General features: G+C 54.4%; 24 protein-coding genes. 11 read left to right on the top strand and 13 right to left on the bottom strand.

Going from position 1 to position 22987, the window contains the following annotated elements:
* Positions 1–130 precede the first annotated feature (130 nt).
* Together AADB16_RS06255 and AADB16_RS06260 are read left to right on the top strand one after the other, a co-directional pair.
* A complete protein-coding gene (locus tag AADB16_RS06255) occupies positions 131–349 on the top strand; it encodes a VF530 family protein (protein WP_309043616.1) in 219 nt (72 codons plus the stop codon).
* A 37-nt stretch (positions 350–386) separates the two neighbouring features.
* Positions 387–557, top strand: coding sequence for a hypothetical protein (locus AADB16_RS06260; protein ID WP_309043615.1), 171 nt, complete (start codon positions 387–389; stop codon positions 555–557).
* On the opposite strand, the gene AADB16_RS06265 is transcribed toward AADB16_RS06260, so the two are convergent.
* Positions 558–2084 carry a helicase HerA-like domain-containing protein gene (locus AADB16_RS06265; RefSeq protein ID WP_410802068.1) on the bottom strand — a complete coding sequence of 509 codons (1527 nt, stop codon included), beginning with the start codon at positions 2082–2084 and terminating at the stop codon, positions 558–560. It lies immediately after the preceding gene.
* A 170-nt stretch (positions 2085–2254) separates the two neighbouring features.
* Between AADB16_RS06265 and AADB16_RS06270 the strand changes: the two genes are divergently transcribed.
* The 4 genes from AADB16_RS06270 (at position 2255) to AADB16_RS06285 (ending at position 4793) form a co-directional block, all read left to right on the top strand.
* Positions 2255–2617: a VOC family protein gene (locus AADB16_RS06270; RefSeq protein ID WP_410802070.1), complete on the top strand. Its 363-nt coding sequence runs from the start codon at positions 2255–2257 to the stop codon at positions 2615–2617.
* A gap of 3 nt (positions 2618–2620) precedes the next feature.
* Positions 2621–3088 (top strand): DUF1643 domain-containing protein, encoded by a 468-nt coding sequence (locus AADB16_RS06275; RefSeq protein WP_410802072.1) that lies wholly within the window; start codon positions 2621–2623, stop codon positions 3086–3088.
* A 33-nt stretch (positions 3089–3121) separates the two neighbouring features.
* A complete protein-coding gene (locus AADB16_RS06280; RefSeq protein ID WP_410802074.1) occupies positions 3122–3889 on the top strand; it encodes a metallophosphoesterase in 768 nt (255 codons plus the stop codon).
* A gap of 157 nt (positions 3890–4046) precedes the next feature.
* Positions 4047–4793 (top strand): hypothetical protein, encoded by a 747-nt coding sequence (locus AADB16_RS06285; RefSeq protein ID WP_410802076.1) that lies wholly within the window; start codon positions 4047–4049, stop codon positions 4791–4793.
* Between the two features lie 8 nt (positions 4794–4801).
* Here the strand turns inward: AADB16_RS06285 and AADB16_RS06290 are convergent, their stop codons facing one another.
* Complete coding sequence (locus AADB16_RS06290; protein ID WP_309043609.1) at positions 4802–5485, bottom strand: response regulator; 684 nt, start codon at positions 5483–5485, stop codon at positions 4802–4804.
* Entirely contained in the window at positions 5464–7110 is a 1647-nt protein-coding gene (locus AADB16_RS06295; protein ID WP_410802078.1) for an ATP-binding protein, read from the bottom strand. The genes AADB16_RS06290 and AADB16_RS06295 overlap by 22 nt, the downstream gene beginning before the upstream one ends.
* A 182-nt stretch (positions 7111–7292) precedes the next feature.
* Between AADB16_RS06295 and AADB16_RS06300 the strand changes: the two genes are divergently transcribed.
* The 4 genes from AADB16_RS06300 to AADB16_RS06315 all read left to right on the top strand — a co-directional run bounded on the left by AADB16_RS06300 (position 7293) and on the right by AADB16_RS06315 (position 11156).
* Positions 7293–8270, top strand: coding sequence for a Bug family tripartite tricarboxylate transporter substrate binding protein (locus AADB16_RS06300; RefSeq protein WP_410802080.1), 978 nt, complete (start codon positions 7293–7295; stop codon positions 8268–8270).
* Entirely contained in the window at positions 8267–8713 is a 447-nt protein-coding gene (locus AADB16_RS06305) for a tripartite tricarboxylate transporter TctB family protein (RefSeq protein WP_309043606.1), read from the top strand. The genes AADB16_RS06300 and AADB16_RS06305 overlap by 4 nt, the downstream gene beginning before the upstream one ends.
* A gap of 2 nt (positions 8714–8715) precedes the next feature.
* Positions 8716–10242, top strand: a complete 1527-nt coding sequence (locus AADB16_RS06310; RefSeq protein ID WP_309043605.1) for a tripartite tricarboxylate transporter permease — start codon at positions 8716–8718, stop codon at positions 10240–10242.
* A gap of 89 nt (positions 10243–10331) precedes the next feature.
* A complete protein-coding gene (locus tag AADB16_RS06315) occupies positions 10332–11156 on the top strand; it encodes a TSUP family transporter (RefSeq protein WP_410802082.1) in 825 nt (274 codons plus the stop codon).
* Between the two features lie 17 nt (positions 11157–11173).
* Here AADB16_RS06315 and AADB16_RS06320 read toward each other — a convergent pair whose 3' ends face one another.
* From AADB16_RS06320 to AADB16_RS06365, 10 genes are all read right to left on the bottom strand, one after another.
* Positions 11174–12355: an AAA family ATPase gene (locus tag AADB16_RS06320; protein WP_410803599.1), complete on the bottom strand. Its 1182-nt coding sequence runs from the start codon at positions 12353–12355 to the stop codon at positions 11174–11176.
* A 2-nt stretch (positions 12356–12357) separates the two neighbouring features.
* Positions 12358–12987: a DUF2894 domain-containing protein gene (locus tag AADB16_RS06325; protein WP_410802084.1), complete on the bottom strand. Its 630-nt coding sequence runs from the start codon at positions 12985–12987 to the stop codon at positions 12358–12360.
* Entirely contained in the window at positions 12984–13640 is a 657-nt protein-coding gene (locus AADB16_RS06330) for an OmpA family protein (RefSeq protein ID WP_410802086.1), read from the bottom strand. The genes AADB16_RS06325 and AADB16_RS06330 overlap by 4 nt, the downstream gene beginning before the upstream one ends.
* The gene (locus AADB16_RS06335) at positions 13640–15379 is read right to left on the bottom strand and encodes a DUF802 domain-containing protein (protein ID WP_410802088.1); all 1740 of its coding nucleotides are present in this window, start codon (positions 15377–15379) and stop codon (positions 13640–13642) included. The genes AADB16_RS06330 and AADB16_RS06335 overlap by 1 nt, the downstream gene beginning before the upstream one ends.
* Positions 15376–16080 (bottom strand): DUF3348 family protein, encoded by a 705-nt coding sequence (locus AADB16_RS06340; RefSeq protein ID WP_410802090.1) that lies wholly within the window; start codon positions 16078–16080, stop codon positions 15376–15378. The genes AADB16_RS06335 and AADB16_RS06340 overlap by 4 nt, the downstream gene beginning before the upstream one ends.
* 153 nt (positions 16081–16233) lie before the next feature.
* Entirely contained in the window at positions 16234–16971 is a 738-nt protein-coding gene (locus AADB16_RS06345) for a glutathione peroxidase (RefSeq protein WP_309043598.1), read from the bottom strand.
* A gap of 200 nt (positions 16972–17171) precedes the next feature.
* A complete protein-coding gene (locus tag AADB16_RS06350) occupies positions 17172–17417 on the bottom strand; it encodes a hypothetical protein (protein WP_309043597.1) in 246 nt (81 codons plus the stop codon).
* A gap of 170 nt (positions 17418–17587) precedes the next feature.
* Entirely contained in the window at positions 17588–18205 is a 618-nt protein-coding gene (locus tag AADB16_RS06355; protein ID WP_410802092.1) for a TPM domain-containing protein, read from the bottom strand.
* Between the two features lie 54 nt (positions 18206–18259).
* Complete coding sequence (locus tag AADB16_RS06360; RefSeq protein WP_410802094.1) at positions 18260–19045, bottom strand: TPM domain-containing protein; 786 nt, start codon at positions 19043–19045, stop codon at positions 18260–18262.
* On the bottom strand, positions 19046–19603 hold the full coding sequence (locus AADB16_RS06365; protein WP_410803601.1) for a LemA family protein: 558 nt from the start codon (positions 19601–19603) through the stop codon (positions 19046–19048).
* A gap of 251 nt (positions 19604–19854) precedes the next feature.
* Between AADB16_RS06365 and AADB16_RS06370 the strand changes: the two genes are divergently transcribed.
* Entirely contained in the window at positions 19855–22884 is a 3030-nt protein-coding gene (locus tag AADB16_RS06370; protein ID WP_410802096.1) for an EAL domain-containing protein, read from the top strand.
* Positions 22885–22987 lie beyond the last annotated feature (103 nt).

Below are 22987 nucleotides of genomic sequence, written 5' to 3' on the forward strand. Positions count from 1 at the left end.
CTTTTTTGTTTGGTTTATGGAAGGATTACCAGGCAACCGGCCGCTTTTCCTTTAGTTCTGTGGTCAATTGGCGTTACGCTATTCCTGTGAGGCAAGAGAAAGGGCAGCTAACCAATGGTGAAATTACAGTATGAGCAATGAGCAACCGAATAACCCTCTGCACGGCATCACGCTTGAGCAAGTCGTAACACGGCTGCAGGAACACTATGGCTGGAATGGGCTGGCCCAACAGGTCAATATCAATTGCTTCAAAAGCGACCCGTCGATCAAGTCATCACTGAAGTTTTTGCGCAAAACCCAGTGGGCCAGAGATAAGGTTGAAGGCCTTTATATATCGACGTTTGTTTGAGTTAGCTGCCCATGCCATTCGCTATCAGGAATATTTCATGTCGAAAAAATTAGTCACGTTTGAGTACGAGAAAGAAACAAAAAACAGTGTGCGCTTCAAGGAAGTACCTGAAGAGGGTACCGCTCCTGTTGTGGGTACTTTGTATGTTCAGAAGTGGTTTGCGGGAAGCAGTAAATCGATTGAGATAACGATCGATAAAAAAGACTAGCTAACGCCCTTTAAACAGCGAACCTAGCAGGCCCCGCAGAAGTCCCCGCGACATCTCCCGCCCCATCGTACGCGCTATGCTTTTCATCAGGGTTTCAAATACGCCCTGGCGATTGGATCGTCGTGGTTGAGCGGGTTTTTTGCCTTTATTGCCAGGTGCCTCGTAAACCCGGTTATTATCAAGGTCAGCCTGCTCCGCTTCTTTCGCGGCCTTGTTCGCACGCTTTTGCAGTATTTCGTGGGCAGACTCCCGGTCTATTACCTCGTCGTAGCGAGGGCCAAACTCACTGGCGCTGAGAATGAGTTTACGTTCTGCAGCCGTTGCTGGCCCCAGACGTGAAGAGGGAGGGCGGATAAGCGTTTGGTCCACGATGGAGGGCGACCCTTTGGCATCGAGGGTGGAGACCAGGGCTTCGCCGACACCGAGTTCTGTTATGACTTTTTCCGTGTCCAGGGCAGGGTTTTGCCTGAACGTTGAGGCGGCAGCGCGAACCGCCTTTTGATCGCGAGTAGTGAAGGCTCTTAGTGCGTGCTGCACCCGGTTCCCGAGCTGCCCAAGTATTTTGTCGGGGATATCGGTAGGGTTTTGTGATACAAAATAGACGCCCACGCCTTTGGAGCGAATTAAACGCACCACCTGTTCGACTTTTTGCAGCAATGCTTTTGGAGCATCCTCAAACAGCAGGTGAGCTTCATCAAAAAAGAATACGAGCTTGGGTTTTTCAGGGTCGCCAACTTCGGGCAACTCTTCAAACAACTCGGCCAATAGCCAGAGCAGAATGGTGGCGTATAGCTGAGGTCTTTCGATCAATTGATCAGCGGCCAGCAAGTTAATGTGCCCGCGCCCTTTCGAATCGCAGCGCATCAAATCGGCCAGCTCCAGTGCCGGCTCGCCAAAGAATTGATCTCCGCCTTGCTGCTCCAGTTGTAACAAGCGGCGTTGTATCGCGCCTACCGACGCTTTGCTGACGTTGCCGTATAACGCCGTGAGCTCCTTCGATTGCTCCGCCACAAAGGTCATCAAAGCGCGCAGGTCTTTAAGATCCAGCAAGGCCATGCCGTGGTCATCTGCAAGTTTGAAGGCTATGTTGATCACGCCTTCCTGGGTGTCGTTCAGTTCCAGAAGGCGGGAGAGCAACAGCGGGCCCATATCGGAAATGGTGGCGCGCATGGGGTGCCCTTGTTTGCCAAATACGTCCCAGAATACGGTGGGGAAGCCTTCGAAGTTGTAGGGTTCAAGGTCAATCTGCGCCGCGCGCTTGGAGAGAAATGGCTTGGTAGTGCCGGGTTGTGAAATGCCAGATAAATCGCCTTTCACATCAGCCATAAACACTGGCACACCCTGGGCAGAAAAGCCTTCCGCCAGTATTTGCAGGGTAACCGTTTTGCCAGTGCCCGTTGCCCCGGCAATCAAGCCGTGGCGGTTTGCGCGACGCAACAACAAACTTTGAACATTAGTGCCTTTGCCAATGAATACTGAATCTTCCTGCACCGGTTTTGCCTCTTTTTTGTTATTAGTTGAATTCATCGCCGGCCATGGACAAGGGCAGCCCATAATCTGTTTGCCCGGGAGTGTGCGAGATTTATCAGTATGGTTGAAAAACTGATCAATGGTTAATATGGGTTTGATGAGCCTTAACTCGGAGGGCGACAGGGGTAGCACGATTAACATCAGCGATACGCATAAGGGAGAACCCCGTGAAAGAGACTGGTAAAATCAACTACGTGGAAATGCGGTCACGAAACCTTGAAGCCACAAAGAGGTTCTTTGGTGATGCATTTGGGTGGTCGTTTATTGACTACGGCCCTGAGTACGTTGCAATTCAGAACGCAGGTCTGGATGGCGGGTTTTTTAAATCAGACCGTGTGGCGACGACCAGCAACGGAAGTGTGTTGGTGGTTCTTTATAGTAGCGATCTGGAAGCCACGCTCGATAAAGTGAAGCAGGCTGGCGGGAAGGTTGTTCTGGATATATTCACTTTCCCCGGGGGTCGCCGTTTTCACTTCAGCGATCCGAGTGGCAATGAATATGCTGTTTGGTCAGAAGGGAGCAAAGAGTAAGCATTGAAAAACACAGCTAAATTATCCGAGTGCAGGAAATACCGTTTCGCCCTGTGGCGAACATGGGATGAATCGAAACCCTATGTGATGTTTGTGGGGCTCAATCCATCCACTGCGGATGAGACGACTGACGACCCAACACTAATCCGATGCATCAACTATGCAAAATCCTGGGGGTATGGTGGTGTGTGCATGGCGAACATTTTTGCGTTTCGAGCCACTGCGCCAAATGATATGAAGGTGGCATCAGATCCAGTAGGCTCTGAGAACAACGAGTGGCTAATAAAGCTGTCTGGCGATGCGGGTTTGGTTGTGGCTGCATGGGGAAATGATGGTTCATTTCTTGGCCGCTCTGATCAGGTGAAGGGGCTTCTGCCGAACCTGCACTGCTTGAAGTTGAACAAATCAGGTGAGCCGGCGCACCCGCTGTATCAAAAAGCGGATAGAAAACCCGTGCCAATGAGTGATTAAAAACCGCGATTTATAGCGGTTCTCCGAGGAGATGTGACGTTGCGCTTGCGAATACTGTCTGATTTGCACGTTGAGTGTTTTCAGGAAGGCCGTGAGCTGCCCGAAGTGGCCGCAGATGTGGTTATCCTTGCCGGTGATATTCATCGCACAACGGAAGGCCTTGCTTGGGCAGCAGAGCGGTTTGGCGGGCAGGAGATAATTTACGTTGCGGGTAACCATGAGTTCTACGGAACCAGTATGCCCGAGGCCCGCGAAGCATTGCGAGCCGAAGCCCAGCGGCTGGGGATTCATCTGCTTGATAACGATACGGTAGACATTGATGGTGTGCGGTTTCACGGCACCACGTTATGGACAGATTTTGGACTCTACCAAGGCCAGCCGAATGATGATCCGGTGGGAACCCGTCAACGTGCACTGGCGTTTATGCCGGATTTTCGAATTATCCAGCAGCCAGCCGGTGAGGTGTTTACAGTTGATGAGAGCCAGAGGTTGCATGGGGAAGCCATCGCCTGGCTTGAAGCGGAGTTAAGCCAACCCGCACCTGGCCCCCGAGTGGTGGTTAGCCACCATGCTCCGTTACCAGAGTGCATTCCGCCCAAGTACCAGGGAGACTCCTTGTCGCCAGCCTTTGCTTCGAACTTGCAGGCGCTGATGGGGAGGATGGATCTGTGGGTTCACGGCCACGTTCATGAGCCCGTTGATTTACAGGTAGAGGGTACTCGCGTATTCGCCAATCCGGGCGCTTATCCCAGAGAATACGACCCACCGCTCTTTGCTGCAGATAGAGTTGTTGAGATCTAAGCCGTTTCTCTTGCAGTTCTGTTCCCAATGGTCGCGTTGTATGGTGAGCAGTAAAAGTGCACCCAATGGAGTTGCAGTGATCGCGTTTCGCAAACAATTGCTCATACTATTTGCCGCTGGCTGGGTTTCGACTGCCGGCGCGAATGAAACTTGTCTGGTGTCTGCTCAGTCGGACCTCGAACGCATGTACTGCGAAATTGTCGAGCGCGGTGGCGGTGCGGGCCTGCCTTCCATGGCGGATTTCAAACGCAATGATCCAAAGGTGCAGGCGCTGTTGTTACGGCAACCTGCCAAGCGTTTGAGTCTTACATTGCCCGAGGTTGCGGCCAAGCCTGAGCCTAAACCCAAGCCCGAGCGCAAACCAGAGGCGGCCACACCGCAGCGGGAATTCGCGAAGGAGTCCGTCTCTGAACCGCCGATTGCCCAAGGCTTGGCGGATTGCCGATTGAGCGGTGAGCTGATTCAGTGCCCGAATGCGGCCTATACGCTGGCGGGCAATCGCTCTCTGGCATCACTGGAAAATGGTGTTCTGGAGCCGGGTAACCGCCTCGGAATCGAGCCGTTCGATGGTGTGCGTAACGATGATGAAGCCGTGCGAGGCTATCTTTCGGCCGCTTATGATCGTTACATCCCAAAAATGCTGGCCATTGGTCTTGGCGCAAACACCATGAGTTTCACGGCATTTCATAACGCCTTTTACACCCTTGAAAGCGGTGGCGTGGATTTCTCCGAGCGTATGGATCAAACCTACGAGTTGCTCAAGCAGGATCGAAAAACTCTGGGCGTGAAAGCCCGCTACCACGATGAACTGCCAGAAAGCCTGGCTCAGTGTGTGACCATCGATCGCAGTATCATTGTGTGCGACAACGTCGGGACCAACTGGGTGTTTGTTCGCACAAAGTAGAGGTTGGTTTACAGCTTTTTGTAGCGCCGTTCTGGTCGGCCGATGCTGCCATAGCTGACTTCGGCCACAACGGTGCCTGTGCCGGTCATGTATTCCAGATAGCGCCTGGCAGTTGTGCGGGATGCGCCCATGGCGCTGCCGACTTCTTCCGCGCTCCAGGGCTTGCCGCCTGCAATCAGTTCACGAATCTTATCGAGGGTAATAACATCAATGCCTTTTGGCAGGCGGTGATGGTGATCCTGGTTTGTGTCGCCGGTGTTGCGTGGGAGTAGGGCGTCTACTTCATCCTGCCCCAGGTGTTTTAGTGCCGACAGGCGCGCAAGGTGGTCGCGAAACCGGTTGATGGCTTCTTCCAGCCGTTCAAATACCAGTGGTTTCAGAATGTAATCAAACACGCCGCCGCGCAGGGCTGTGCGTAGTGTTTCCACTTCTTTAGCAGCGGTGATCAGAATGATATCGGTGCTGTTGTCACTGGCGCGAAGCTCCCGCAATAAATCCAATCCGCTGCCGTCGGGAAAATACACGTCCAGCAATATCAGGTCGGGCTGCAGTACCTCAGCCTGTTCCCGGGCATCGGCCAGGGTATGGGCTATGCCGCACAGCTCCACCTGGTCCAGGCGCTGAACAAAGCGGCGTTGGATTTCCGCAATCTGGCGGTCGTCTTCGGCGATCAGCAGTCGGATGGGGGGCACGATGGGCTCCTGCCTGTTGGTTTTTTGGGTAAGTATAGAGTGAAGCGGCTGCCACCAGCCACGCTCAGGTTTTCCACCGTAATCGAGCCGCCCCAGCTATCCAGAAACTTGCGTACCAAATGTAGCCCATATCCGTGTTTATGGCCGGCTTTGCTGGTTACGCCCTTCTCAAAAATCTGGTTTTGCAGTTCGGGCGCCACACCCGGGCCCTGATCTTCCACTTCAAAGATCAGTTCCTGGCCAAGATCTGTCATAGATAACTGCACCCGACCGTTTGCGCCTGTGTGGCGGCGGGTGGCTTCCAGAGCGTTATCAATCAGGTTGCCCAGCACGCTCACTAGCTGATCCCGTGGCAGGTTGTCTGGCAGGTCCGTCATCTGGCTGCCAGGGTCTATGTCCAGGTGCAGGCCCATTTCCCGCGCGCGGTTGTGTTTGCCCAGCAGGCAGCCAGCAATGATCGGGTCTGGCACGGCTTCCAGTAGCAGGTGAATCAGAGCCTGGTGGCTGCTCACTTCGCTGCCGATAAGCCCTAGTGCATCGTCGTAAGCGCCCAGTTGGATCAATCCGGCAATGGTGTGCAGTTTGTTGGAGTATTCGTGGGTCTGGCTACGCAGCGTATCGGCATATTGCTGAATGTGGGTGAGTTGCTGGCTAACGTGATCCAGCTCGTTGCGCAGGCGGAAGCTGGCCACTACCCCGATAATGTCGTCGCCTTGGCGCATGGGTAATCTGTTGACCACCATCTGCTTGTTGCGAAGCCATATCTCACGATCGAAATCCGGTATGCCACTGGTTAACACCGACATCAGGTCGCTTTCCGGGATTATGTCGAGAATGGGCCGGCCGGCTATCGGCGTGTTTTCATCCAGGCCCAGGGTGGTCAAAGCGGCGAGATTAACAGTAGTTATAACACCATCGCGATTGATGGCGATGATGCCTTCACGCACGGATTGCAGAGTGGCGTCCCGCTCCTGGAACAGGCCGGCAATTTCTTCCGGTTCCAGGCCAAAAATTGCGCTTTTAAAACGGCTGGCAATCACCACAGCGGCCAGAATACTCACCAACAACACGACGCCCAGAACGCCGTAAAGTATGAAGTTGTAGTGCTGCACAGTGGCCTCAACCTGGGCCACGCTGTACCCCACCGACACTATCCCGATGATGGCGCCGCTGGCGGGGTCAAATACCGGTGCTTTGCCGCGCATGGACTCGCCCAGATTACCCAAGGCCCGGGCGATATAACCCTCACCCTCTACCAGTGCTTGATAGCCGTGATCGCCATCGTCGTCGGCCATTGAGTGCCCAATGCGGCTTGGCGAGGGATGAGCCAGGCGGATGGCATCGTGATCGCCAATTACAATAAACAGGGCTTCGTTGGTGGTGGCTAGAGTGTGGGTGAGGGTGTTCAGGTCTTCAATGTTACGTTGCTGAATGCCATCTATAATTGAGGGGCTTGCGGCGATGGTTTTAGCCACCATCAGAGCGCGCTGGCCAATCTCGTTATACAAGGATTCGCTCAGGTAGTAACCGGCAAACAGGCCAATAAACAGGGTTTGTAATGCGCTCAGCAAACCCAGGGTGAGAATCATGCGGGTTTTGAGCTTTGTGCGACGCTTTGCAGGCATAGGCTTCAATCAGATTCGTCTATTGGCGGCAACGTTCAGAGTAAAACACCCTAACCGGGTTTGCCCGTGAACTTTATGAACAAAAAGCGCATTAGTTTTTTTAAGTGAATTACGCTCGCAAACTTCAGAAAATACGGATTGCCTTCTAGTCTGTTTATTGAAACAACAATGAGGTGATGAATATGTTTTTCAAAACAACAATAGCATTTGCAGCAGCGGCTGCGTTCAGTATGTCAGCCATGGCATGGGAGCCCAGCGGAAAAGTTGAGTGCCTTGCACCGGCTGATCCCGGCGGCGGTTGGGATTTTACCTGCCGCAGTGTGGGTAAGGTTATGCAGGATCTGGACTTGGTAAGCGGCTCTGTTCAGACAGTAAACATGGCGGGTGCAGGTGGTGGCGTAGCGTATGCCCACACTGTAAGTAAGCGTAAAAACGACGAAAAACTGATTGTCGCGGCCTCTACCGCTACAACTACGCGGTTGGCTCAGAAGCAGTTCCCCGGTATGGATGCTTCAATGGTGAAGTGGGTCGGTGCACTAGGCGCAGACTACGGCATCATCGCAGTGAGTAAAGATTCCAAGTACGAAAACCTGAACCAGTTAATGGACGCGCTGAAAGAGAACCCGCGTTCGGTCAAGTTTGCTGGTGGCAGTGCCCGTGGCGGCTGGGATCACCTGAAGGTGCTTATCGCAGCAAAAGCAGCTGGTGCTGAAAACCTCCCTTCTATTCCTTACCTGTCGTACAACAACGGTGGCGAAGCCATGACCCAGGTAGTGGGTGGCCAGGTGGATGCGTTCACAGGTGACGTATCGGAAGCAACCGGCTTTATGGATTCCGGTGATCTGCGCGTGATTGCAGTGCTTTCTGAAGAGCGCCTGCCGGGCAAATTCAGCCACATCCCAACCGCTCGCGAACAAGGCATTGATGCGCTTGGCCCCAACTGGCGTGGATTCTATATGCCGAAAGAGACCTCTGCAGAAGCTCAGAAGTACTGGGTAGATGCGGTAGACACCTTGTACGCCAGTGATGAGTGGAAGGCGGTAATGAAGAGCAACGGCCTGATTCCGTTCCACCCGAAAGCCGGTGAGTTTGAAAGCTTTGTAACCAACCAGGTGCAGGACATTGAAACCCTGTCCCGGGAAATCGGTCTACTGAAATGACTGGCCTGGGCGACCGTATTCTGGGCTTGTGCCTGTTGGTGGTAGCGGTTGCCTATGGCTGGGTGGCGCAACAGTGGCCTGAACCCTTCGGTGGATCCGAAGGGGTAGGGCCGGAAACCTTTCCCACCATGCTGGCCGTTGTGCTGGCGGTGGGCAGCCTGTACTTGATGGTCAAACCGGATGCTGATACCCAGTGGCCTGTAGGAAAAACAGCCCTGGAGTTGGTGGTTTCGATCATTGTACTGGTGATTTACGCGCTGCTGCTTGAGCCATTGGGCTTTGTTATCTCCACTACCCTCGCGGTTGGCGCTTTAAGCTGGCGCATGGGTGCACCTGCTAAATCCGCGTTTGCAGTTGGTCTGGTCAGTGCCATTGTGGTGTTTGGGCTATTTAACTATGGCTTGTCTCTGAGCCTGCCCACTGGCTTGTTGGGAGACTTTTGACCATGGAAACACTTGGCTTTCTGATGGACGGGTTTGCGGTAGCGTTAACGCCGTACAACCTGATGTTTGCGCTCTTTGGTGCCTTTGTGGGCACGTTGATTGGTTGCCTGCCAGGCTTGGGCCCGGCAAACGGTGTGGCCATTCTGATACCTCTTGCCTTTACCTTGGGCTTGCCGCCTGAAACAGCAATGATTCTGCTCACATCGGTTTATGCGGGTGCCATGTACGGCGGCCGGATATCGTCGATTCTGCTGAATATTCCGGGCGATGAACCCGCCATGATGACCTGCCTCGACGGCTATCCCATGGCGCAAAAAGGTCGGGCGGCAGATGCCTTGGCCATATCGGCGATAGCCTCCTTCGCGGGCAGTTTGATCGGTACCATAGGGCTGATCATGTTGGCACCGGTGCTGGCGCGCTTTGCGCTGACCTTCGGGCCGGCGGAGTACTTCGCGCTGTTCTTGCTTGCCTTCGCTACGCTGGGGGGTATAACCGGCAAGAACCCGATGAAGACGGTGATTGCAGCTGCACTGGGCATCATGATTTCCACCGTGGGAATCGATATCTCTACCGGCACCCAGAGGTACACCGGGGGTGTGCTGGAGCTGTATGAGGGCATCGACTTCATCTTGGCGATTGTGGGCTTGTTTGCCATATCCGAGCTTCTGTTTTTTGTAGAAGCACGCATGGGCAAAGGCCGCAGCAAAGTGAAAATGGGCAAGATGACGCTGACCTTCAAAGAGGTCGTGTCGACAGTACCCACTCAGTTGCGTGGTGGTTTGCTCGGCTTTATCGCCGGAGTGCTGCCAGGTGCGGGAGCCTCTCTGGGAAGCTTTATCAGCTATACCCTTGAGAAGTCGGTACTGGGCAAAAAAGGCCGCTTTGGTGAGGGCGATATTCGTGGTGTTGTGGCGCCAGAAGCCGGTAACAATGGTGCGGCGTCGGGTGCCTTGGTGCCCATGCTAACCTTGGGTGTCCCAGGAAGTGGGACTACAGCAGTATTGCTGGCGATGTTGATTTCCCTCAATATTACGCCTGGGCCTCTGATGTTCACCCAGAACGCTGATATTGTGTGGGGCGTTATTGCCGCGCTGCTGATCGGTAACGTGCTGCTGCTGATACTGAACATTCCGATGATTGGCGTGTTTGTAAGGCTGCTGTCCGTGCCGCCGATGTACCTGCTGCCGATAGTCACCATGGTGGCGTTCGTGGGCATCTACTCCATCAGCCACAGCACCTTCGATCTGTACTTCATGATTCTGTTTGGTGTTGGCGGGTATCTTCTGAGAAAGCTGGAAATTCCCTTGGTGCCCATTATTCTGGGCCTCCTTTTGGGGCCAGAAATGGAGAAGAACCTGGGCCATGCGCTGATACTGTCGGATGGTGATTGGACCACACTCTGGTCGAGCCCATTGTCGATAGGATTGTGGCTGGTAGCCGGCCTTGGTTTGGTGTTGCCAACGCTGGTTGGGCCGATTCTGCGCCGCCGTATGCGTAACGCTATCAAGGAAGGGCCTGTTAGCGACTAAGCGCAAAGGTCAGCCGCTTCGGCGGAAAATAGGAAGGATGTGCACCGGGCTTTGCCCGGTGTTTTTTGTTTTCCACAGCACAGGAAATTATGTCCGATTTTTCTCTAATCCAGTATGCCTTGGTAGCCCTTATCTTCATCTGGAGTGGCTTCGTGCGCTCAGGGCTGGGCTTTGGCGGTGCGGTGTTGTCGCTGCCTTTTCTGTTGCTGGTGAAAGATGACCCGCTAATATTTCTGCCTATCATTGCAGTGCACCTGCTGTTTTTCTCTTCTTTGACCATCTGGATGAACAATCGTAAAAGCCGCACCAGAAAAGCCGGCGATGGCAGCCAGAAGCTGACCGGGTTCGGGCCAGATGCAGCCGCTAAAGCCCCCGAGGGCACGGTTGACTGGCCCTACCTCTGGCGGATGCTGGGCATCATGCTGGTACCCAAACTGATTGGCGTCTTTGGCCTGTTTACGCTGCCACCCCATGTACTGAGTGCGATTATTTTCGTGATTGTTGCGATCTACTCAGTGTCATACATCATCAACCGACCTTTCCGCAGCAGAAGTAAAACCGTGGATGTGATCTTGCTGATGGCCGGTGGTTACATCAGCGGCACCTCGCTGATCGGCGCGCCGCTGATCATTGCGGTTGCCTCCCAGCATGTGGCACGGGAGAAGCTGCGCGATACCTTATTTGGCCTTTGGTTTATTCTGGTGTTGATCAAACTGGCAGCGTTCATCTGGGTTGGGCTTGATCTGCAGTTGATCCATCACCTTTGGTTACTGCCGTGTGCTGCGGTAGGGCATGTGATCGGGCTACGTTTTCACGAGCGCATTCTGAAGGCGGAAACACCGGTGTTTTTCCGCATGCTGGGTGTGGTGCTGTTGGTGGTCAGTAGTGTGGGTATGGTTAGCGCGTTTCTGTGATGTTCAAAGCATCAACATTAATCAGGCCATTGCCAGGGTGGTGCGTCCAATAACCCCTGGCCCACAACAACGGTTTCACCCAGTTCTTTGTTCAGGGCAATCGAGTTGCAGTCACCATCCCTTTCCAGTGTGGCTACCAGCCGTGGTGCGTGGGAAACCACCCAAACCTGAGTCTCCCGCGAGGCACGGATAATCAGCCGCCCAAGTGCAGGAAGCAGATCTGGGTGCAGGCTGGTTTCCGGCTCGTTCAACACCAGCAGGGAAGGGGGCCGGGGTGTCAGTAAGGCTGCCACCAGCAGGAGGTAGCGCAGCGTTCCATCAGAAAGTTCTGCCTGGTTCAGAGGCCGCAAAAGACCATCCTGAAGGAACTCCAGAACAAAGCGATTACCTGAGTCTGCAGAAAAGTTTATTGTTGCGCCGGGAAAAGCATCCTCAATCGCGTGGTATAACGCTTGGCGGTCGCCTATCTCATGGATGGTTCGCAGAGCAGCAACCAGGCTATGGCCATCGTGGTCGAGTACAGGGGTTCGTGTGCCTATCTGTGGCGTACGAATGATGGAGTCGGGATCGGTTCTGAACTGATCGTAGAAGCGCCAGTTGCGGATCGTTTGTCGCACCGCGTGCACCTCAGGCACAGCCACCGGGTCGCTGATTTCGTTGAGGATGCTTTCGTAGGAGTTGAGGTGAGCGTTATACACTTCCCATTCTCGGCCGGAGCGTACTTTTACGATAGGCCCGACCCGGTCGATCAGGCAGCTGCTGGGTCGGCAAACATCGCCCACCCAAATGCATTCGCGTTTTATTTCGGGGTCGAACTGAAACATGGAGGGATCTTTGTAGCCGGCAAATCCCTGTGGTGCTGGCATTCCCAATGATATGGCGTAACTGAACTCTTCACCCGCAAAGCCCAGCCTCAGGCGTGAGTTGTGTTTTCGTGCAGAGCCTTGAACAGGTGCGGAGCCTTCTCTCATGCCGCTGGTAATGTTGTCAGGCCCGGCCCAGAAGGTGTAATCCAGCCCGCCTTCCTGTGCGATCGACGAAATCAGGTTTCCTTTCGCTGCTTCTGCGAGCAGGCGCAGAGATTTGTACAGGTTGGATTTGCCGCAGCCGTTTGGGCCCGTAACCACATTAAGACCCGCCAAAGGCGCGACAACGCTCTTCAGGCTGCGGTAGTTTGATACTGCGAATGCATTGATCATGCTCACGAGCTCAATCCCTTTCGCCCCAATCTTTCCAGCGCCATCAGCGTATCGGTGTATTTCACTAGCCGGTTCAAATATTCCGGTGACAACCTCTGCATTTCGGCCATTGCCAAGCTCACCAGGCGGTGGGCATTCATAGGGCCAGCATCTTCAGGAGCCTGTTCGATAGCGTTGCGAACACGGTCCTGGAGGGCTTGCTCGCCACGGTCCGCCGATGCTCTGGTCATGGCTTTTAGTGGCTGACGGGGATTGGCAGTTGCAGCGCGCTGAGGAGCTTCTGAGCCTTCTTCGGACACTCCAAACACCAACTGTTCCAGTGTCGACTGGGGTTGTGTTTGAGGTGCACTCTGGGTTTGATTGAGCCTGTCCAGCAGAGCTGAGAGCAGCGAAGATGCGCGGGTTTCAATGGCTTGTGTTGACTGCTGGGGTACTTCGAATCGTGTTTTGTAGTCGGCGACTGCCTGCTCCAGCTTCTGCCAGTGCCGGGTGTGCTGCAGGCCTTTTGCTTCCAAGCGCATCGCCAGAGCTTCAAGATAGCGAAAGCGAACCGGGTTCATCTGGTCGGCTCCGGAGTTTCGAAGGTCTTCCAGTTGCGTATGCAAAGCAGTGGCTTCCGCTATCGCATTCATCTGTCACCAGATTCCGCTTCGGGATTTGCAGGTGCTTGAGGTGCCAGAGGCACAGTGCTGATTTCTACCCGCCGGTTCTGAGCACGGGATTCAGCATCAATATTGGGCACCGCCGGGTGGTGCGGGCCAAAGGCGGCGGCGAATACCCGGTCGTTAGGCAGGCCAAGTTCGATTAATGTTCGGGTGACTGTCAGCGCTCTCTGGGCAGACAGCCCCCAGTTGTCTTGATACCGGTTGCCGCTGTGCATGGGGAGGTCATCGGTGAAGCCGCTGATCATCAGCAGTTCCTGGTGCTGAGTCAGATAGGTTTGCAGCGGGGTGATGAGGGTTTCCAATACTTCTACGCCGTCGGCCTGCAGCTGATCCGAGTTCAGTTCAAACAGCACGTTGCCGCTGATGCCAATGCGGCCGTTGTGAAAGGTTACCAGGCCTTTGGTGAGCGGGTCTTCCAGTGCTTGCTCCAGGGCAATGCGCTTCTGTTCTTCGGCTTCCCGCTTGGCTTTCTCTTCCTCCAGGGATTGGCTCAGTTCCAGTTGAACGCCAATCACCCACACCAGTATCAGCACCAGAATACCCACCAGCGCGGCCATCAGGTCTGAGAATATTGCCCAGATTGGAGTGGACTGCTGTTCACCGTCTTCCAGATATTCCATCAACTGGCTCCGCTGGTCTCGGCGTGATTGGCGATCAGAGCCGAAGCCGCATCAATCACATCTTTCTGGGAGCTTACGGAGAGGTCGATGACTTCTCGGGCCTGGGCAACGTAATAGGCCAGTTGTTCGTCGTGGCGGTTGCCGGCGTTATCCAGTGCTTTCTGGATGTTAGTCAGGCTTTCCTGCAGCTGGGAGTTGGACGCGCTGAACAGTTCCACTGCGGCAAGGAAGGATTCACTGAGGGCGCCGACTTCCTGGCTGCTGCCGGTGATGTCTTCGCCCAACTTGCCGAGTTGCTGGCTTTGCTCCTGGATCAGAACATTGAAGCGTTCGCTTATGCCTGTGAGGGTCTCACCTGCGCCGCTGATAAGAGAATCCACCGCCTCGCGCTGGCTGTCTGCGTTGTTGCGCTGGGATTCGAGAAGGCTGTCCAGTTCCTGAACCAGCCGCTGGCGCTCTTCCAACAGTTGGTTTTCCCGTTCGCTGTTGCGGGTCATCTCGCTTTGCAGCTGCGAGATTACCTGGGCGGCGGCTTTCGGGGTTTCCGACGCGGTTTCTATCAAGCGGGTCATGGGGGCTTCCAAGCCTGCGCCCAATTCAGTCAGGTGCTTGGTGACGATAACTTCAAGCTGGGCCAAACGGTCATTGGCTGCCTCGCCTCGGGCCGCTTCTTGCTTATGCAATTGAGAGAGCTGCTCGCTGATACGGGTGATGAGAGTATCCAGGCCTTGTTGCTGTTGAGTGGCAAGCTTGGTGCTTTGCGTCTGGAAGATTTCGGTGAGTGCAGTTAGTTGTTGCTTGGTGGTGGCAGACCAGTCTTCGTGCAGCTTTCCGGCGCTGGACTGTAGGCTTGCCATGGCTTCGGTAACGATCGGCTCTATGCGTTCAGCGGCCAGGCGGCTGCTCGATTCCAGAGCTTTCTCAAGTGACTCGGCCACGGACGTTGCCAGAGTCTGGTAGTGGCCGCCAACGGTTGTGTGGAATTCCTGTTGATTTCGGGTAAGGGATTGCTCCAGCTGCTGGCCTAGCTGCTCCATGCGGGCGGTCATGGATTCCATAGCCGTAGCCATTTGGGGCAGGGCATCCGCTTGGGATTCCAGTGCTTTGAAAGCCTGTTGGCGCTGGTAGTCCGCCGATAGGTGGTGCAACCGCTGGCGCAGGGTTTTATCCAGCTGGCGGGAGACCTGTAACAGTTCCCGGCGGCTGAGGGTGGAGGCCAGCCCCAGCATGGCAGACGCTGCCACGCCGGCGATGGACGTGCCGAAGGCCAGGCTCAGGCCGGCAATCGGGGCCGCCAGTGCGCTGCGAATCACACTGAGTTCGGTGCTGCCATCCAATGCAGATGCCGCACCGCTCAAGGTCACAATCATGCCGGCAAAGGTGCCCAGCAGGCCGAGCATAACCAGTAAGCCGACCAGGTAGGGCGTAAACTGCGGGCTTGGCAGTGCAGCAAAGTGCCCGTCAATGCGTCTCTGCACTGAAAACTGCACTTGCTCAGGTAGGCCAGAGAGCCAGCTTGTAACTTGTTCGCGGCTTTCCGGTGTGGTGCTCAGCTTCTGTTGCAGTTTCCGGGTTGTGCTCCGGAACCCCATCAACTCAACAAAGCCCAGCGTGTATACAGCTGCAATGATGACCGTGACGGAAAGCGCCAGCAGGTCAGAGCCTAAAAAGCGCTGGCCAATCCAGGCCGTTACCGCCAAACCTATGGCAAAAGCGAAAAAGAAGAAAAGTCTGCTCATGGAGAATCCATTACCTCGTTGTGGCAGGCCTCAAGTAACCCCAGTACTGGCTCCAGCCGAACATCCAGTTCAGCGAGTAAAAGATTCTGCGCTTCTTCGCAGTAACGGTGAAGCCAATCATCCGGCGCAATACCGGTTTCGAGGGAGTGGTCAGAGGTTGTTTGTTCTGCTGGGGAAAGCGCCTGGAATCGCTGCTCCAGCACTTTGGAAATATGAGAGAAACACTGGCTGGTGTACCCGGTCATCGCGTGGTCGAAGGTTGAATCCAGCTCTGCCAGCCTGGCCAGATTCTGGTTGTGCTCCTTCATCGCCTTTCGGGTTTTGTCGCGAAGTTGGCGGCTTGCGCCGACCACTCTGCGTTGCAGGGTGAGCCAGCTATTCAAATACAGTTCAAAATCCACATTATTTGTTGGCTCGATGTCATCGCCGTACGTGGAGATTTTTCGAACGAGTGCTGTGCGAGTGGTGGCCAGTTCCTGAATGATTCGTTTAAACGTTGGCCCTTGGTTCATGCCCGGATGGCGGGTTCGAAAGGCAATCGCAGAATCCAGAACCAGGGTGTCTGAAAGCCCAAACAGTCGCCCCAGGCGCTCGCCGCAACAGGGCAGCGGGCCGTCGGCAAGCGGCGCCCCGGATTGGGCCAGCAGTTGCAGCAGCCTTGGCGGTGAAACCCCGGCAGAATGTGAGGGTGATTGAGTCATCAAATAATCGCGCACAGGTTTGGGTAGCCGAAAAATACCGGGCTTTCCGGGGCGACTATTCTAAAGGGTATGGGGGGTGATTGATAATGACTGAATTGCCAGAAATATATGCCCGAACAGGCTATGCCCGGGCATATATACATTGCAGAGCAATCAGCGCTTGGCCATCAACGCTTCGAGTTCATCGGCGCCGCCAACCAGCTTGCCGTCGATAAATACTTGCGGGGTTGTGCCCTTGCCGGTTACTGCTTGCAGGGTGCTGTATGACAAGCCGCCACTGCCCAGCGTAATCTCTTCATACTTGAAACCCTTGTTCTGTAGCAGCGATTTAGCGCGGGTACAGTGGGGGCACCCGGGTTTCGTGAATACTGTTACCCGTGCAGGCAAGGTTGCATCCGGCTTGATATAGTTGAGCATTGTGTCGGCGTCAGACACTTCAAACGGGTCACCAGGGCTGTCTGGCTCAATGAACATTTTCTCGATGGTGCCATCTTTTACCAGCATGGAATAGCGCCAGCTGCGGTCGCCAAACCCGATGGCACTCTTGCTGACCAGCATGCCCATTTCACGGGAGAAGTCGCCGTTGCCATCTGGAATGAATTCGATGTTGTCGGCGTGCTGATCTTCAGCCCACGCCTGCATAACGAACGGATCGTTCACCGACAAGCAGATTACCCGGTCTACGCCCAGTTCTTTGAATACCGGTGCCAGCTCGTTGTATCGCGGCAAGTGAGTGCTTGAACAGGTGGGTGTAAACGCGCCCGGCAAGGCGAACACAATCACCGTTTGCCCGTTGAACAACTCGTCACTGGTTACCGACTGCCATTCGTTGTCACGACGAATGGGAAACGTAACCTGGGGGACTTTTTTACCTTCCGATGAACTTAACATTTAAAACTCCTTGGAGTTTGTGGGGTGTTTGCTTCATAGCGAAACTGTATCTCAATCAATCCCTTCGGGACACAGTGGGTTTCCGAAGTGAACTGTGTCGTTCGATCGCTTTGGGTTTCATTCCATATGGAATGCCAACGCGCCGACATTAAAGTCAGCAGCGAGGGCAGTGGTGAGGTCAGTACTAGAGAATGGCTGGACTACAGGTTGGCAAAAGCTGCATCAAAATCTTTTGCCGCAGCATCGGTGAACTCAAAGTGGCTCCTGATATAAGTCAGCGTGGCCTTTTCTGTTTCCGTCACACCTGCGCCGTCACTGGCGGACTTGAAAAGATCTGCGACCTCGTCTTTGGATAGCTTACCTTCACCCTTTCCAGTGGTGTGCTTGCGGGCAAGTTCCAGTAGTTCTTTTTCGTATTTTTGACCGTCTATTGTTTCGTATGCCATAACAAAGCCAACTCCTTTTAACAGTGATTCTGGGCCGCCCGACGCCGGGCGGCCCCTCTGCAGGCAGGCCAGTAAAAAACGATTCCATCCGGCGGACCTGTGAGATTAATACAAGCACAGGGTTCGGGGTTGCGCAAATAATGAACTGGGCGGCTATCAGTTCACGCCACTTACGACAATATAACCAGATGGTTTGGCAGTTCATCTTTCTGGCGAGTGGCTGGCACCTTGGATTTGAGATGCTTTCCACAGTCTTCAATGCAGGAAATAAAGCCTTTCAGTGTTTCGCCCTGTTTCACCTGTTTGGTGAATGCTGCAATGATGTCTTCCCAGGCGTCGTTATCAATTTGGCTCGATATGCCCCGGTCTACCAGAATCTCAACGTAACGCTCGGCTTCAGAAACGAAGATCAACATGCCCGTAGCGCCTGCGGTGTGGTGCAGGTTCTGTTCCAGAAACTGACGCCGGGCCAGGTTCGAAGCACGCCAATAGCCCACAGAGCGAGGAATCAGCCGCCTGTTGATGCCGGGTATCCGGAACACCAGGCTGAGCAGGGCAAACACGCCCCATTGGCTGAGCAGCAGTACATCTGCCGACAGCCAGTTGGTAAGGTAGTTAATAATACCGGGCACCAAAAGCGCAAAGATCCCCGCCCAGAGCAGAGGGATGTATGCGTAATTGTCGGCTTGGGCGGTTAGAACCGTTACCACTTCTGCGTCGGTTTCCCGCTCAACTGCGGTGATAGCGGCCGCAACTTGTTCCTGTTCCTGTTTGTTTAGTAATGTCATGGGGTATCACTGTTTGTTGGGTTGAAGGTTGCCTTTCGGATGCCTGCTTGTTCGCTACCAGCCACCAGATGCACCTCCGCCGCCGAAGCCTCCGCCCCCGCCGCTAAAACCACCTCCACCGAAGCCGCCACCGCGGCCACCCATGCTGGCGCCGAGCAGTGCACCACCTACCAGTGCCGCGCCGGTGCGTCCGCCACGGCCGCGGCCACCACCAATGAAGAAAATGACTGCCATAATGAATAGGAAAAACATCAGCACCGCTTTTGGGTTGGGTTTTTCCTGGGGACCGGTACCGGTTCTGCCTGGTACCGCCAGGGGCTCACCGCCAAGAACCTGCACCATGGCGGCAGCGCCATTGGCAATGCCCTGTTCAAATTGGCCTTGCTTGAAGTCGGGCGCAATAATCCGATTGATGATGGTGGCTGAAGCCGCATCAGTGAGGCGTCCCTCCAGGCCGTAGCCCACTTCGATCCGGATCCGTCGTTCCTGCTTGGCAACGATCAGCAGTGCGCCATTATCCTCACCCTCCTGACCGATTCCCCAATGCCGGCCTAGCTGATAGCCAAAGTCTTCTATTCCATAACCCTGAAGATCCGGCACTGTGACAACCACAACCTGTTCTGTCGTGCTCTGTTCGTGGGCCTCAAGCATTTGGGCTATCTGGTTTTCGGTGGCAGTGCTGAGCATGCCTGCATTATCCACCACCCGGCCAGTCAACTCCGGAAACTCCGGCGCTGATTGCGCCAGCGCCGCTGATACCGGCAGTACGATCAGCGCAAGTATGACCGCGACAGGGTGGCGAAAGGCGCAGCGCGAAGCGTGACGAGAGAAAAGTTGCATTTAAAACGTCACCTTAGGAGCTTCGTCAGCATTTTGTGCAGTGGCCTCGAAGTTTTCACGCACCTCCATTTCGCTATAGAGAATGCTGTGCCAAATTTTGCCTGGGAAGGTACGGATCTCGGTGTTGTAACGTTCTACTGATTGAATGAAATCGCGCCGAGCCACCGCTATGCGGTTCTCGGTGCCTTCAAGTTGCGATTGCAAGGCGAGGAAATTTTGATTGGACTTCAAATCCGGGTAGCGCTCAGAAACGGCCATTAACCGGCTAAGTGCGCTGCTAAGCTCACCTTGGGCCTGTTGAAACTGTTGGAGCTTCTGTGGGTTGCTCAAAATGCTTTCATCAACTTGAATAGAGGTTGCCTTGGAGCGTGCCTCAATAACTGCCGTCAGGGTTTCTTTTTCTTGGGCCGCAAAGCCTTTAACGGTTTCTACAAGGTTAGGTACCAGATCTGCCCGGCGCTGGTATTGGTTTTCAACCTGCGACCAAGCGGACTTAACCTTTTCGTCAAAGGTGGGAATGTTGTTGATGCCACAACCGGTTAGCAACAACGCCAGCATGAGCAAGGTTGCCAGTTGCCGTATTGAGCGCAGGGGTGTGTAGGTTGGCTGTGTTTGCATGGTGTTAGAGTTCCCTGAAGATGACCAATGCCCCCGAACTAAGGGCCGTGAATGAAAGAAAGGGTCTCACACTCAGCCATTTCAAAACAGCCTGCTAGACTATCAATTGATACGGATATCCGTGTGGATGTTCCAGAATATACTGGTCGGCGCACCGGGTTTATCCCAGGCATTGAAAAAGGAAGGGTGTCATGCAGGGGGTAAGTTGCCCGCATAAAGCTATAGCTCCGGGCTTACAGGGAATTTACAGGCGCGTCGTTCATCGGATTGGCTGGTTGGTCATCGCCATCGCTGTTCTGGTATTGGTGTCCTGGGTGTTTGATATTGAGGCAGGAAAACGAATACTGCCTACTTTTCAGTCCATGAAGTTCAATACTGCACTTTGCTTTCTCGCCTGTGGGCTTCTTTTGCAGTGTAAAACGCCCTCTGACAGTGCCTCGAACAGAGATGTTTTCGTTGTTTTGCTGGCTGCTTTCGTACTCTGTGTGTCGGGTATGACACTTCTAGAGTATGCAGTGGGCTGGCAACTGGGCATTGATGAACTTGTAGTTAAGGATCTTGCTACCGCAGCGAGCAATTGGCCCGGGCGCATGTCCGCCGCCACAGCGTTTTGTTTCAGCATGATAAGCGTCGCCTGGCTGGCCACAGGGCTTCGGCTGCGCTACGCCACTCTTATTCTGCAGGCTCTTGCCCTGGCGATAATCATGATCAGCAGTGCGGTTCTGATTGGTTATGCGTTCGGAGTGCAAAAGTTCAGGCTGTTTTTTTTCTCTACCATGGCGCTGCACACATCTCTGTTATTTGCGCTCTCCGGTGTCGGCATGCTCTTCGTGCGACCAGATCACGGCCTGATGGGCTCCGCTGCCAGTTCGTACATTGGCGGGCGTTCCCTGCGTCGGCTAATGCCTTTCATTATTGTAACGCCCGTATTAACCGGTTGGCTTAGCATGCAAGGTGTAGCGGCGGATTACTATTCCGCGGCCTTTGGCTTCGCACTGAGCAGCCTCTGTAGCATTCTGATACTTGGTTTTGTCGGTTGGCGTGGTGCGGATGCCCTGAACCGCGAGGAAGAACGTTTCCGTTCGACGGTAGATTCGTCTCCTGTGGCCATGATCATGACCGACGACAGCGGCACCATCCAAATGGCTAATAAACTCGCCCACTCATTGTTTCGCTATCCCGCAGGCCAGTTATTGGGCCAGTCGGTAGAGCAGTTGGTTCCAGAAAGGGCTCGCCACGATCACGTAGGCTATCGCCATGACTACCTGCGCAGCCCTGAGCAACGAATGATGGGGGCTGGTCGAGACCTTTTTGCCCTGCGCCAGGATGGAACGGACTTCCCGGCTGAAATCGCGTTGAACCCGGTTCAAACGGCCGATGGGCGCTATGTGTTGGCTGCGATTGTCGATATTACAGAACGTGTGGAGGCCAAGCGTAAAATCCTGCGGTTGAACCGTATCCACAAAGTTCTTAGTGGAATAAACACACTGATCGTGCGCGTTAAATCCTGTGATGCGTTATACGAAGAAGCCACACGAATTACCGTGGAAGAGGGCGACTTGCCAGCGGCACTTATAGTGCAGCAAGAAAGGGAAACGGGTAGGTGCGACATTCTGTACGCCCACGCTTCCGATGAACGACTTCAGGCCCGCCAGTTGTCTAACTATGAGATCAATACCGTTCGCGAATGCCTGGGCCATCATCGGGTCGCTATTCGTAGTGATGTGGCAGAGCATTGTGACAGTGCTGATTGTTACGGGCTGGCTGGCCTTGGTGTGCGAGCACTGGGAGCCTTTCCATTGACAGCAAGGGATAGCGCCCTGGGTGTAGCGCTGGTGCTCTATCGGGATGAACCGTTTTCCTTTGATGAAGTGGAAATGAAGCTTCTTCACGAGGTTGCGGGTGATATCGCATTCGCGATCGACAATCTCGAGAAGCATCGGCAGCTGGAGTACCTGACGCACTTTGATAGTCTGACGGCACTTCCGAATCGTCTTTTGCTGGCCGATCGCGTGCAGCAGGCTTTGCTCCAGGCCGATAGCCATCAGGGCGTTCTCAGCATTCTATATGTCAACATCGATCGCTTTAAGCAGATCAATGACAGCTTGGGGCACTCTGGCGGTGATGATGTGCTTCGAGAAGTGGCGCGAAGGATAGGCAATTGCGTAGGCAAGGCCGATACCGTATCCCGCTGGGGGGCTGATGAGTTTATCGTTTTGCTTCCTGGGCAGGGTGCTGCAGAGGTATCGGATGTCGCTAAATGCATAGTGGGCGAGTTGCACTCAGTCATCGTGATGGAAGATAGCCGGGAGCTCTTTGTCTCGTGCAGCATGGGCATTGCAGAATACCCACGTAGCGGGAAGGACATGGATGCGGTGATCAACAGTGCCCGAAGCGCTATGATCGCTATCAAGGCGCAAGGCGGTAATGACTATCAGCACTTCGATCCCGGGTGCGACAATACCTCCGGTGATGGGCTGGCGCTGGAGACATCGCTAAGGCTCGCTCTGGGTCGCAACCAGTTCCAGTTGCATTATCAGCAGCAGATTGAAATTGCCACCGGGCAGGTTGTGGGCATGGAAGCCCTTTTGCGCTGGAATCACCCGGGGGAAGGCCTGGTAGCGCCAGACCGCTTTATCCCTCTGGCAGAAAAATCAGGGCTCATCGTACCCATTGGTGAATGGGTGCTGCGCGAAGCCTGCCGCCAGGGCGCCGCCGGGGACGGGCTGAAAATGGGTGTGAACCTCTCCGCCCGACAGTTTCATCAGAAAAATCTCGTGGGGGTTATTCAGCAGATCCTCGAAGAAACCGGCATGCAGCCGGCTAACCTGGAATTGGAGATCACCGAAAGCGCTCTTCTATACGACGTTGAGTCGGCAATAGAAATAATGACAGAGCTGGCTGGTTTGGGCCTGAGCATTTCCCTGGATGATTTTGGTACGGGTTACTCAAGCCTGAGTTACCTCAAGCGCTTCCCTATCGATACCCTGAAGATCGACAAATCCTTTATCGCCGAAGTCACTACAGATCCGGACAGCAAGGTGATTGTAAACACCATCATCGCCATGGCTCATGCACTGGAGCTCAAAGTCATTGCAGAAGGTGTGGAAACCGAGGAGCAGTTGGCACTGCTGTATGAGCGCGGCTGCGACCAGGCCCAAGGTTATCTGTTTGCCCGGCCGTTGCCATACGATGAGGCAATAAACGCAGGGCGGTCTTGATCACTTCACTTTTTCATCGCCACCAGGTTGCACCATAACAGAGCGCCTTGCTTCCAGGTGCACGTTATTGGGCTCCTGGCGATTGGTTATAGAGCCTCGTTTT

The sequence above is a fragment of the Marinobacter sp. KMM 10035 genome (genome assembly GCF_046537445.1).
Taxonomy (GTDB): Bacteria; Pseudomonadota; Gammaproteobacteria; order Pseudomonadales; family Oleiphilaceae; genus Marinobacter; species Marinobacter sediminicola.